The following is an 11,993-nucleotide window of genomic DNA, read 5'->3' as shown; positions in this document are numbered from 1 at the left end:
TCCTATCGTGTCGGACTACGCTGCGGGCGCTTCGACGTCCCGGGCAGGGGTCGCACAGGCTCGGCCGACGACCTCCGAAAGGCGCCGAGTGCAGCTCCCACAGCCGGGCTTCCAACCGCACGCCTTTTTGACCTGCGCGGCCGAACTGGCGCCTGCGGCGACACAGCTGTGCACGTCCGATTCGGAGACGGCGTTGCAGATACAGACGTACACGGATGCCTCATTGTGCGAGTGGGACATTTCACGAGGTTAGCCTCATCTAAAGAGGTAAGCCTCCCCTAATGTATAGCACCCTCATCCCGATTCCTGTCAATAGCCTCTCGGCACTATTCGAGATGGTGATCCCCCGCCTACCGGATCCGGCGGACGAGTCGGGCTCGCTCGAAGAAGTCGAGCAGTTGCTGCGCCTCCGCTTTGGACAGTTCAGGTGCCGCGCCGAGTACGTCGGCTACGTCCAGCGAGACTCCGGTCGGCAGCTAGGTTCACCCGCTGGCACGCGGGTAGGTAGCCCCGGTCGAGTTGCACGGTCGTGGTCGAGGTGTCGCGGAAGCCGTAGGCGGTTACGGAGATTCCGGCGGTTTCGGCGCGGGTGGTTTCGACGTGCAATGCGCATTGACCGGCTCGGACAAAGGTGGTTTCGGGGGTCACGGGCAAGTCGGGGAGCGGCGACCGGACCAGATCCTGGATGCTGATTCTGGATGCGCATCACCGCGGACACCGGATCATTCGACGCCCAGCCCTCGAGCGGCGCGGGCGCGAAGCGATTCGGCGCGACCCGCCAGGTCTTGCATCCGGTCAGCTGCGCCGTGATGACATCGACCGGATCGAAGTGCACGGAGGTGCCTGAACCGGGGCGATTGCAGAACAGCTGGCATTTCGCCGATTTCGCCGAGACTCCGAACGCGTCTGCGGCTTCTTGTGCGAACGGGGCGAATTCGGCGACGTCCAGATAGAACCGCGTGGTGCCAGCCGCGTAGAAGGTTCGCGCGCTACTCCGTGAGACGGCGTTGAAAGCGAGTTCACCAGCGATGCAACATCTTTCAGCGATCGCGGCGACTGCGTGATTGCTACCGCCAATGCTGCCCGGCAGGCGAGCGAGCGTCGAGGACCGGGTCCGCTGAACGAACCCGCAACGCCATCGCCGGAAAGCCCGGTTCGTCCAGCGGACTATGCCCTGGACGTGCACTTACCTGCAGAGACAGGGTGGACAGGCCGCCCGACACCCCGAGGAGTAAGTCGATGCCAATTTTGGACAATCCCGAAGTCCCTCCGGCCGTGCATGCTCAGGTCGATCACGACATCATGAGGGACTACGCGATCCGTCCGATCGGTGCGATCGAGTCGACCGTGACCGCCGGGCTGGTCGATGAGTTCTCCAGCCGCGCAAAGCGACAGATCGTGCAGGCGACGCCGGTTCGCGACGAGGGAGAACCGCCTGGCTCGTGACCACATCGGCCCCGCAGCACCGTGAGACGTCGCTGAAACGCGGATGAGAGCTGGAAGCCGGAGGCTGCTCACTATCTGAACGGGAGGACAGACAGTGAGCGAAGCAATCACGGAGAACACGGGGACCATTGGCGGCCGCAGCGTGCTCGAGGGGGCATTCGCCCTGCTCGAGGTGCTCGCACACGGCAATGAAATGGGTTTGACCCGGTTGACGGTGGCAGCGGGATACCGAAGGCAACGGCGTACCGGCTGCTCAACCAGTTGGTCGCCGAGGGCGCGGTGCAGCGGCGCGAGGGTCGCTATCAGATCGGCCCCCGGGTGTTCCGGCTCGGCCAGACCTGGCAACCGGCGCGGCTGCTCCGGGCAGCCTCGGCACAGCCGCTGCGGCAACTCACCGCGGCATCCGATCGCGGCGGCTTCAGCCTTGCGGTGACCGACCGGGGACACACCATGCTCATCGGCGGCATCGGACGCGAGATCGACGAGATCTTTCCGCTGCGTCCGGGAGTGCTGTTGCCGCCGGGCACGGCCGCCGAGCAGGTCTTGGCCTTCGGTCATCCGAATCCCGCACCACCGGAAGGTTTTTCGGCGCGCGAATGGAGTCGCCGAGTCACCATGAGCGGTGGGGACCTTGCCTACGACACCGATATGAGCCGATTCCGACTCGCCTGTGTGGCTGCGCCGGTGCATGGACCCGCGGGTGAGATCGTCGCGGCGCTGGCGGCGACGGTGGTCGAAGTCCAGCGAATCCCGGCCGTGTCCGAAGCGGTAAAGCGGGCGGCGGGCTTGGTCAGCACCAATCTCACCAAACTCCTCAGATCACACGGAGTGCTGACACTCTGACCGGATATGAGGCGGCCGGTCCTCGCCGCATGCGGCAGGAACCGGCCGTGGATGTGGTCGGTGATCACATTCCCAGCATGGAACGCAAGAAGTTCACGGTCATCCAGAACATATCCATCAACATCAGGGACTCACCTTCTTCGCAAGTAGCCGTCATAACCCGCCATACCCAGCGATATGACAGTTACGCAGCGACTCCCCAACCATCGGTCGACCGCCGCGGCACCGGCGCGGGGTCCCTGGGCACCACCGTCACGTATGGACGGGCACGGCCGACAGACGCGCCCGAGCCGTCTCGTATTCCTCGATGAGGCGGTCGATGACGGCGGCGGCCGGACGCACCGCGTCGACGTTGCCGATGCCATGACCGGCACCCCAAACATCGCGCCAGGCCTTCGCATCCTTGGCGCTGCCGCCGGCGAAATTCATTGCCGCGGAGTCGGATCCGGGTAGCGCATCGGGGTCGAGTCCGGCGGCGATAATGCTGCCGCGCAGGTAATTGCCGTGCACGCCGGTGAAGAGGTTGCTGTAGACGATGTCAGAGGCGGTCGAATCGACGATCATCTGCTTGTAGTCGGGTTCCGCGTTCGCCTCCTCGGTGGCGATGAACATCGACCCGATATAGGCATAGTCGGCACCCGCCGCCTGGGTGGCCAACACCGAGTTACCGTGCGCGATCGATCCGGACAGCACCAGCGGTCCGTCGAACCAGCTCCGGATCTCCTGGACCAAGGCGAACGGCGACTGGGTTCCCGCGTGACCGCCCGCGCCCGCCGCCACGGCGATGAGCCCGTCGGCGCCCTTGTCGACGGCCTTGCGGGCGAAGACATTGTTGATCACGTCGTGCAGCACAATGCCGCCGTAGGCATGGACGCGGTCGTTGACCTCCGGCCGCGCACCCAGTGAAGTGATCACGATGGGGACGCGGAATTCCTCGACCACCGCGAGATCGTGATCGAGCCGATCGTTCGTCTTGTGCACGATCAGGTTCACGGCGTACGGCGCGCTCGGCGACAGCGGATTTCGGGCATCGAATTCGGCCAGCGCCTCGGTGATCCGGGTGAGCCAGTGCCGCAGTTCGGATTCCGGGCGTGCATTGAGTGAGGGGAACGACCCGACGATGCCCGACGTCGACTGCGCGATGACCAACTCCGGATTCGACACGATGAACATCGGGGACGCGACAACGGGCAGGCGCAGTCGGTCGCGCAGGATGGGCGGCACGCTCATGGAATCTCCTCGAACACGGCCGGAGGTCGGGAATGCGCTGATAGTGACGGCCGCGACGGAAATCAGGATACTTTATTGCGCAATAGGACCGGCGATGTCGGGCCGAATCCTCGAATATCCGCAGGTTCCAGCGCTGTGAGGTCGAAGTCGGGGTGTCCGGCAAGCGCCTCGGCCACCGCGGGTGCGACCAGCGCGGTATTCGGTTCGGTGCGTACAGTGAGCCGACTCGCCAGATTCACCGTGGTGCCGAAGACATCACCCAGGTGGCGGGCCACCGGCCCCAGCGCCAAACCCACCCGCAGGCCGCGGATATCGGCATCGTCTCGGAAGGCCGCGATCAGCCCGGTGGCGATATGCGCGAGGGCCGCGGCGTTGTCGGCAGTGAACAGCACCTCGTCGCCGAGCATTTTGACGACGTCACCACCACAGTCGACGACGATCTCGGTGACGCGATATTCGAATCGCGCGATGAGGCGCGTCAGCTCGATATCGGAGCGATCCCGGCTCAGTTCCGTGAAGTCGACGATGTCGGCGAAGCCCACGCCCGACGCGGCGGACGTGGACTCGTCGGCCTCGGGCATGGCCACCGCGACGCTCAACTGGCGACGCCAGATCTGCCCGAGCAACCACTGCACCTCCGAGGTCCGGTCCGTCAGGACTCGGACCGCCTCGGCGCGCCCGATACCGTTCGCTCCCGACCGGCTGGTGACGATCTCCACCTGCAACTGCGCCAGATGCGCGATGGAGCGACTCAACACCCGGGCCAACCGCAGCGAATCCGGTTCGGCCACCGCACCTTCGGCGACGAACCCGGTCATCATGCGCAGCATCTCGATATCGGATTCGGTGAATTCGAGATCGGCCGCATCCGCGGCCGGATAACCGAGCGCGCACCAGTACCGGCGGGCCCGCGCGAGCGGTACCCCGGCAGCGGCCGCGGCCTGTGCGGCGGTGTAACGCGGGGCAGCGGTCACAGCAGTGAATATCCGCCGTCGACCGTGATCGTCGTGCCCGTGACATAGGCCGAGGATTCGGCGGCCAGGAACAGATAGATGCCGGGCAGATCGGCAGGAGTTCCCCAGCGCCCGAGGGCGGTATGGCCGACGATATCGTTCTCCCGCTCGGCATCTCGGTGCCAGTGCGCTCCCATCCCGGTGTCGAACCAGCCGAGCGCGACCGCGTTGACGGTGATCGCACGTGGTCCGAGTTCCTGCGCCAGGGCCTGAACCAGGGCGTGGGCACCGCTCTTGGAGGCCGCGTACGCGGAAAGTCCGGCACGCGGCCGCTGACCGATGACCGAACCCGTGACGATGATCCGACCGCCCTCCCCCATCACCGCCGCCGCAGCACGCGCACCCAGGAAAGTCCCGGTCAGATTGACGTCGATTATGTCGCGCCATACGGCGGGCTTGGTCTGCGTCACCGTCGAAACCTCCGGTGACACACCGGCATTGCAGATCCACACGTCCACGCCACCGAAGCGCTCGACCATGCGTTCGGCGACGGTTTCGTTGAACTCGTCGTCGCGCACATCACCCGCGCACACCAGCGGATCGCCGTGCAGGGAGTCGGCCACCTCGCGCAGCGCGCGCTCCGACCGCGCGACCAATCCCAGCTGCGCCCCCGCCGCGCCGAAGGCGGTCGCGAGCACCCGCCCCAAGCCGCGTCCGGCGCCGGTAATGACTACGCGTCGCCCCGATACGTCGGCATGCCCCGTACCCATTGCATCTCACCGTCCATCCACCGATAAATTCTTCGACCGGTCGGTACACTGTACCGCGAACGTAGCACATAGACGGAGGCATCGAATAGTGAGCAGCAATCCAGCGCCCGCCAAGGTCGGGCTCGAGCCACATCCTGCCGACGAGCGACTGGCCATCCTGCGCATCGAGCGCCATCCGATGAACGCGCTCGACCAGGAGATGTGGGATCTGCTCGAAACCGTTGCGGCGGAACTGCATAGCAGCAACACCTATCGGGCGGTCGTGATCACCGGCGGCGAACACTTCGCGGCCGGCGCCGACGTGAAGGAGATGCTCGGCCTGTCCCCCGAGGCGTTCGGACAGCGAAACAGAGTGCTGCAACAGGCATTTCACGCCCTGGCGACGGCTCCGCAGATCACGATCGCGGCGATCAACGGCTACGCACTGGGCGGTGGCTGCGAGCTGGCGCTGGCCGCCGACTTCCGCATCGGCGGTCGCGGCGCCGTCCTCGGCCTGCCCGAGATCACGCTCGGGATCATCCCCGGCTCCGGTGGGACGCAACGTCTTTCGCGGATCATCGGACTCGCCGCAGCGAAGGATCTGATCCTCACCGGACGCCCCGTGCGCGCGGAGGAAGCCTTGCGCATCGGCCTCATCGATCAACTGCTCGACGACGCCGACGTGTTCGATGCCGCCGTCGAGCGAGGCCTCTCCTATGCCCGCGGCCCGCTCGCGCTCAGATACGCGAAGCAGGCGATCGATGACGGGTTCGGCATGCCGATCGAGGACGGGCTGGCACTGGAAGCCGATCTGATTACCCGATGCTTCGCAAGCGAGGACGGACAGCACGGTCTGCGCAGCTTCGTCCAGGACGGCCCGCGAAAAGCAACCTTCCACGGCCGGTAACTTTTATTGTATGTACTGACCGATTGGTCTAAAATACGGTGACCGGGGCCACAGATCGACAATGAAGTACGACAGGAGTCGCGAATGAGTGAGTTGAGTTTCGAGGGCCGCGTCGCGGTGGTTACCGGCGCGGGTCGCGGCATCGGGCGGGCCCACGCCCGGCTCCTGGCCGAACGCGGGGCGAGCGTCGTCGTCAATGACCTCGGCGGATCGATCGAAGGCGACGGCGCCGACACAACGCCCGCCCAGGCGGTCGTCGACGGCATCACCGCGGCCGGTGGTTCGGCCATCGCCGACGGCAACGACGTCTCGACACCGGCCGGAGCCCAGGCGATCATCGACGCCGCGGTGAACCGGTTCGGCCGCATCGACATCCTGATCAACAACGCGGGCATCGTCAGGTATGCGGGCCTGCCCGATGTCGAACTGGACAATGTCGAGCGGCACCTCGCCGTACATCTGCTCGGCTCGTTCAACACCATGAAGGCCGCCTGGCCGCATTTCCTGAACCAGAGCTACGGCCGGGTCGTGCTGACCACCTCGAGCGGAGTCTTCGGCATGGACGTCAACCTGCCGTACGCGACGGCGAAGGCGGGTCTCATCGGCCTGGCGCGCAGCGCGAAGCTGGCCGGTGAACCGCACGGGATCAAGGTGAATCTGCTTGCGCCCGCGGCCTATACCCGCATGGCCGGTGGCGATCCCGACAGCGACGAGAATGCCGCGGCCGCTGCCGCGGCCATGCCATCGGAGTCGGTGGCGCCGATGGCCGCCTTCCTGGCCCACGAAAGCTGCCCGGTCAACGGCGAGATCTACACCGCGGGAGCGGGCCGCTTCGCGCGGCTGTTCCTGGCCTCGACGGAAGGCTATCTGGCACAGGGCCCGGCCACGATCGAAGATGTCGCCGCACACTGGGCGGCGATCAATGACGAGACCGGCTATTACGTGCCGACGGATCTGATGAATTGGTCCGCCACATTCCTGAAGCATCAGTTCGCTCAGATGAGCGCAGACGCAACGGCATAGCGGCGATAGGCAGCAGCCCGTCGCTTGCCGCACCCGGTTGGACAGGTGCGGCGAGCGACGGGCTTCCTAATGTTCGAGTCCCTTCGCGAGCAGCACACCGAGCACGGAACGGCCGTGGGCCAGTTCGGCTTCGGCCGCCGCCTCGTCGATCCGCTCGATCAGAATTCCGTTCAAGAAGATCTCGCAATAGAAGCGCGCGAGCTCGTCCACCTGCAGATCCGCGCACCGGCCCACCCACTGATATGTGTAGTTGTGCAGGTTCAGGTACGCGAGGGTGGTGAGCTCCAGATCCCGCACCCGCAGCTTGCCCTGCCGATGCCCGTCGGCGAGCACGTCGTGGATCTGCGACTCGAAACGCTGACGCTTGGCCCGGAATCGGATGCGGTATTCCCCCTGCAGTTGATGGTGCTCGTGCAGAAAGACCCACACATGATCTTGCCGGTGCACGATCTGGCGCAGTAGCGATTCCGAGAGCAATCGCAGCCGGGTCTGGAAGCCGATATCCAGCCGGACGATCGCCGAGGCCTCGGTGAGCAGTGGATCCATTACGCGGTCGTGGATCTCGGCCAGCAGCTCTTCTTTGGAGCCGATGTAGTAGTACAGCGCACCGCGGGCCAGTCCGGCGGCGGTGCCGATATCGGCGACCCCGGTGCTCGCATAGCCGTTCTTCGAGAAGAGCTCGACGGCGACATCCACCACTTGCTCCCGCTTGCGGTAGTAGCGGGCGGTTTTCGCGCGTTCCGTGCGCATTGCAGGCATCGCGACGCTCCCTTCCTTCGAGCGAAAACAGTTCGGTGCAGGTCAGGCATAGCGCCTCACCTGCACCGAACCGAATCTGGAATCCGGCCGACCCGCGTCAGACGGTCGCGACCGGGGTCAGCGGGCTGCCCATCGTCCCGGGCAGGCGCAGCGGCGGCGCCGTCAGCAGGAAGCGGCTGCGCTCGTGTGCGCGCAGCCAGGTCGCCAGTTCCTCGGTGTACCAGAGCTCACCCAGCGGGATGCCGAGCTTGAACAGGCACAGGTTGTGGATCGGCAGCAGCGTGTGCGGCGTCTCGCTGTCGGGCGCCCAGCCTTCGACCGCGTAATTGTCCGAGACGAGTGCCGAGATCTGCGATTCGGCGATCCACTCCAGCAGCGACTCATCCGTCGCGTCGAGGTAGGGGTACATGGCCTGGATCTCGGGTCCCGGGTTCTTCTCCCAGGCGAGAACCTGAGTGGCGAAGCCGGTGTGCAGCAGGAGCATGTCGCCCGGTTCCACGACGACATTGTCCTTGGCCATGATGTCTTTGAGCATCTTCAAATCGACCGGCTGCCAGTCGCTTCCGAGGTGCGATACGTCGATCAGAACGCCGCGGCCTTGCATACCGTGCGAGGCCATGTGCTCGCAACCGAGGTGCTTGGCGAAGGAGACGCTTCCGCTGCCGTCACCCTTGGCGTCCTCCTGGGGTCCGACGATATCGGTCCCGGGGCGAAATCCGTTGTAGTACACCGGTTCCGCGACACCGTCGCCGTCCGCGTCGAACAATGCGCCCTGATGCGCCAGCGAGTCCCACTGCGTCGAATATTGCAGCCAGAGCGTCACGACATCGTCGCTCCACAGATCGATGAAGCTGGGGGCGATCTTGTCGCGCGCGACGACGTTGTAGAAGGTGTCCTGGTTGTGCGCCAGGTCCTCGGTCGGCCGAAGGATCGGCGGGTACCGGCGCTGGTTCAGCGCGCTACCGCCCGGATAGTCCAGCGGCAGGCTCAGGCTGAAGGTGATGCCGTGTTCGACCTCGCGCACCCCCTGCAGAACCTTCTCCGGGGTGAGCAGGTTGACCCGCCCCAGTTCGTCGTCCTCGCCGAAATCGCCCCAGTTCGAGCCCGGCGGGCGCTGCTTCCACCGCTTGGTCACGGTTCCTCCTTGTGTCCGGTCGTCGATGACTGAAGTCACACTCTATGTATGTTGTACCGATCGGTCAACGAAAGATTGGTTTCGGTGGTCGATGCGGCGAAACCTCCACCTCAACCTTGACGAGTTTATTAGACTGACCGGTCGAGACATCATTGCCTTCGTGGATCCGCGCAGGCAGACCACCCTTTTGGAGAACACAATGAGCGATTCGACGGAAGCCGCGGTCGCGGCGGCAGTACGTAACCTGATCGGCAGGCACATCCAAGCCCAGGACGCCGGTGACAGCGAAGCCGTCGTAGCGCTGTACACCGCGGACGGCGTACTCGAGATTCCGGGCGCCGACCCCATCAGCGGCCAGGAGGCCCTGCGGGAGGCGTTCAAGGGCTGGGCCCCCACCCAGCCACAGCGGCACCTGGGCGGCAACACGGTCATCACCTCCTGGACCGAGGACTCCGCGACCGCCCTCAGCGACGTGGTCTTCTTCCAGCGCGGCGAGGCGGGCTGGGCGGTCGGGGTGGTCGGCCGCTACGAGGACACCTTCACCCGCCAGGACGGGACCTGGAAGCTGCAGCGCCGCAAGACCACCTACGAAGCCTGACTACCGAACCCCAATTGGAGAACCACGTGAGCACTTCCACCGAAGCCGCCGTCACACAGGGTGTGCTCGGCACCATCGCCGAGTATGCGCATGCCCTCGATTCGGGACGGACCGACGATATCGTCGCCCTGTTCCTGTCCGACGGCTCGGCCGAAATCCTCGGCATAGCCGCCGTCGAAGGCCATGAAGCCATCCGCCAGCTCTATGCCAACATGGCGCCGACTCAGCCGCAGCGGCACCTGGTGGCGAACACGGTCATCACCTCCGCGACCGCCGACGAGGCGAGCTCCGTCAGTGATTTCGTCCTCGTCCAGCGTGGCGAGTCGGGCTGGGCCGTCGGGGTCGTCGGGCAGTACGAGGACGTCCTGCACCGCACCGACGACGGCTGGCGGTTCAAGTCCCGCAAGACCAGCTTCGTCATGTGAGAAACGTTGCGGTTCTTCGTGTTCCGACGGCCTGGCTGCGTTCGGGCACGAAGAACCGCAGCTGACCTCACCCACCCGGAACTACCCGACCGACTCACTCGATGCTCGCCGCAGCCACCTCCTAACCTGGTGTGGCACAGCATCTTTGGCAATATCCTGCCATCTGGTTGACGCTGGCGAAGCAATGGATCGATCGTTGGATGCACGCCGGCGCGATCCTCCGATCGCACCGGCGCGGTCGATCGCTTATGCGGCGGCTTCTTCCGCTTGCGATCCGATGAAGGATGCGTAGTCACTGGCGGCGAGTTCGCCGATCAGGCGTTGCAGATTGGGCCGCCCGGTCGGATTCAGCAGCTGCTTGACCGCTTTTCCGGGGATATTGGATCCGAAGAAGTAGCTGCTCTCGAGGAACAGCGACCCACTGTCGTTGACCGTCTCGGTCCACTCGGCCTCGGCCGCGGGATCGACCTCGATGATGTCGAAGCCGCGCGCACGCGCGTGCCGCAACACTCCGATGACGCAGTCGACCTGGTCGCCCGCGTAGCGTGGGTTGTTCCCGAGCGCACCGTGCGGTCCGCCGGGGAAGAAGAAGTTCGGGAAACCGGCGGTAACGACGCCCAGGTAGGTATTGGGGCCCTCCGCCCAATACTCCTCGAGCGCCAGACCGTTGCGGCCGCGGACGCCGAGCCGATTGAGCGCACCGGTGCCGAAGTCGTAGCCGGTCGCCCAGATGATGATGTCGAACTCGCGCAGGCCTTCGGCCGTCTCGATGCCGGTCTCGGTGATACGAACGATCGGGGTCTCTTTGAGCGCGACAAGCGAAACGTTCGGCTTGTTGTAGGCCTCGAAGTAACCGGTCACGAAGGGTGGACGCCGACCGGCGTAGATGTGGTCCTTCGGGATGAGCTTTTCGGCCGTCCGAGGATCGGTGACGATGCCGCGGATCTTGTCCGCGATGAATTCGCAGAACTCCTTGTTCACTTCGGGATTGGTCGTGAAGTCGATGTAGTTTTCGGTCAACTTCGTGAAACCCGGGCTGTTCCACATCTTTTCGAAGAAAGCCTGCCGCTGTTCGGCCGTATCGTCGGTCGAAAAGCGGCTGGGCAGCGCATGCAGGAATCCGCTCGGCGAGGTGTTCAGGGTCTCGCGGATCCGTTCGAAGTCGGCCTTGATCTCGGCCCGCTCGTCCGCGGTGAGCGGCGCGTTGTTCAGCGGTGTACACCAGTCGGGAGTCCGCTGGTACACCGTCAACGAGGCGACCTGGTCGGCGATGGCCGGAACGATCTGCACACCACTGGATCCGGTGCCGATGATGGCGACGCGCTTACCGGTGAAGTCGACCGGCGTCTTCGGCCAGCGGCCGGTGTGGTGCTGTTCGCCACCGAACACCTCGCGCCCGGACACCTCCGGAATGAACGGCACCGAGAGCACGCCGGTGGCGGCGACGAGGAAGCGTGCGCGATGCTCGGCGCCGTCATCCGTGCGCACCGTCCAGATACCGGCCGACTCGTCGAATTCCGCGGCCGTCACCCGGACGCCGAATCGGATGTGGCGGCGCAGATCGAATCGGTCCACCACGAAGTTGAAGTAGCGTTCGTTCTCCGGCTGGCTGGTGAACCGCTCCGACCACTCCCACTCCTCCCACAGCTCCTTGGAGAACAGGTAGCCGTAGGTATAGCTCTCGGAGTCGAAACGCGCCTCGGGATAGCGGTTCCAGTACCACGTCCCGCCGACGCCGTCGCCGGCCTCGAGCAGCTGCACCGAGAAGCCCTCCTCGCGGGCCCGGTACAGCTGATAGATGCCCGTCACGCCCGCGCCGACCACCAGGACGTCGACCGCGTCAGCCGTTGTACCAGCGGCGTTCGCCGATCCACTCATACGTTCTCCAATCTCGAATGGGTCGCCTGCTGCACGACGCCAAAGAT

At 65.2% G+C, this 11,993-nt stretch carries 14 protein-coding genes; 6 read left to right on the top strand and 8 right to left on the bottom strand.

Going from position 1 to position 11,993, the window contains the following annotated elements; translation table 11 throughout:
- Positions 1 to 15 precede the first annotated feature (15 nt).
- Both ACZ60G_RS27730 and ACZ60G_RS27725 read right to left on the bottom strand, forming a co-directional pair.
- Positions 16 to 240, bottom strand: a complete 225-nt coding sequence (locus ACZ60G_RS27730) for a (2Fe-2S)-binding protein (RefSeq protein ID WP_465813612.1) — start codon at positions 238 to 240, stop codon at positions 16 to 18.
- Between the two features lie 208 nt (positions 241 to 448).
- A complete protein-coding gene (locus tag ACZ60G_RS27725) occupies positions 449 to 835 on the bottom strand; it encodes a hypothetical protein (protein ID WP_465813611.1) in 387 nt (128 codons plus the stop codon).
- Between the two features lie 404 nt (positions 836 to 1,239).
- Here ACZ60G_RS27725 and ACZ60G_RS27720 point away from each other — a divergent pair, with 404 nt between their 5' ends.
- Both ACZ60G_RS27720 and ACZ60G_RS27715 read left to right on the top strand, forming a co-directional pair.
- Positions 1,240 to 1,446 carry a hypothetical protein gene (locus ACZ60G_RS27720; RefSeq protein WP_465813610.1) on the top strand — a complete coding sequence of 69 codons (207 nt, stop codon included), beginning with the start codon at positions 1,240 to 1,242 and terminating at the stop codon, positions 1,444 to 1,446.
- 261 nt (positions 1,447 to 1,707) lie between these two features.
- Entirely contained in the window at positions 1,708 to 2,289 is a 582-nt protein-coding gene (locus tag ACZ60G_RS27715; RefSeq protein WP_465813609.1) for an IclR family transcriptional regulator, read from the top strand.
- A gap of 252 nt (positions 2,290 to 2,541) precedes the next feature.
- Here the strand turns inward: ACZ60G_RS27715 and ACZ60G_RS27710 are convergent, their stop codons facing one another.
- From ACZ60G_RS27710 to ACZ60G_RS27700, 3 genes are all read right to left on the bottom strand, one after another.
- Positions 2,542 to 3,519 carry an NAD(P)H-dependent flavin oxidoreductase gene (locus tag ACZ60G_RS27710; protein ID WP_465813608.1) on the bottom strand — a complete coding sequence of 326 codons (978 nt, stop codon included), beginning with the start codon at positions 3,517 to 3,519 and terminating at the stop codon, positions 2,542 to 2,544.
- Positions 3,520 to 3,581: 62 nt separating this feature from the next.
- Entirely contained in the window at positions 3,582 to 4,493 is a 912-nt protein-coding gene (locus ACZ60G_RS27705; protein WP_465813607.1) for an adenylate/guanylate cyclase domain-containing protein, read from the bottom strand.
- Complete coding sequence (locus ACZ60G_RS27700) at positions 4,490 to 5,242, bottom strand: SDR family NAD(P)-dependent oxidoreductase (RefSeq protein WP_465813606.1); 753 nt, start codon at positions 5,240 to 5,242, stop codon at positions 4,490 to 4,492. The genes ACZ60G_RS27705 and ACZ60G_RS27700 overlap by 4 nt, the downstream gene beginning before the upstream one ends.
- 88 nt (positions 5,243 to 5,330) lie before the next feature.
- Between ACZ60G_RS27700 and ACZ60G_RS27695 the strand changes: the two genes are divergently transcribed.
- Together ACZ60G_RS27695 and ACZ60G_RS27690 are read left to right on the top strand one after the other, a co-directional pair.
- The gene (locus ACZ60G_RS27695) at positions 5,331 to 6,128 is read left to right on the top strand and encodes an enoyl-CoA hydratase/isomerase family protein (protein ID WP_465813605.1); all 798 of its coding nucleotides are present in this window, start codon (positions 5,331 to 5,333) and stop codon (positions 6,126 to 6,128) included.
- 84 nt (positions 6,129 to 6,212) lie between these two features.
- Positions 6,213 to 7,151, top strand: a complete 939-nt coding sequence (locus tag ACZ60G_RS27690) for an SDR family NAD(P)-dependent oxidoreductase (protein WP_465813604.1) — start codon at positions 6,213 to 6,215, stop codon at positions 7,149 to 7,151.
- 66 nt (positions 7,152 to 7,217) lie between these two features.
- On the opposite strand, the gene ACZ60G_RS27685 is transcribed toward ACZ60G_RS27690, so the two are convergent.
- Entirely contained in the window at positions 7,218 to 7,910 is a 693-nt protein-coding gene (locus ACZ60G_RS27685; protein WP_465813603.1) for a TetR/AcrR family transcriptional regulator, read from the bottom strand.
- 97 nt (positions 7,911 to 8,007) lie between these two features.
- On the bottom strand, positions 8,008 to 9,045 hold the full coding sequence (locus ACZ60G_RS27680; RefSeq protein WP_465813602.1) for a cyclase family protein: 1,038 nt from the start codon (positions 9,043 to 9,045) through the stop codon (positions 8,008 to 8,010).
- Between the two features lie 199 nt (positions 9,046 to 9,244).
- On the opposite strand from ACZ60G_RS27680, the gene ACZ60G_RS27675 reads away from it, so the two are divergent.
- Positions 9,245 to 9,643, top strand: a complete 399-nt coding sequence (locus tag ACZ60G_RS27675; RefSeq protein ID WP_465813601.1) for a nuclear transport factor 2 family protein — start codon at positions 9,245 to 9,247, stop codon at positions 9,641 to 9,643.
- 26 nt (positions 9,644 to 9,669) lie between these two features.
- On the top strand, positions 9,670 to 10,068 hold the full coding sequence (locus ACZ60G_RS27670; protein ID WP_465813600.1) for a nuclear transport factor 2 family protein: 399 nt from the start codon (positions 9,670 to 9,672) through the stop codon (positions 10,066 to 10,068).
- A 246-nt stretch (positions 10,069 to 10,314) separates the two neighbouring features.
- On the opposite strand, the gene ACZ60G_RS27665 is transcribed toward ACZ60G_RS27670, so the two are convergent.
- A complete protein-coding gene (locus ACZ60G_RS27665) occupies positions 10,315 to 11,946 on the bottom strand; it encodes a flavin-containing monooxygenase (protein WP_465813599.1) in 1,632 nt (543 codons plus the stop codon).
- Positions 11,947 to 11,993 lie beyond the last annotated feature (47 nt).

This window comes from Nocardia sp. NPDC102475, assembly GCF_055584605.1.
The sequence above is the reverse complement of the archived record's forward strand: the minus strand, read 5'-3'. Positions and strand labels throughout refer to the sequence as shown.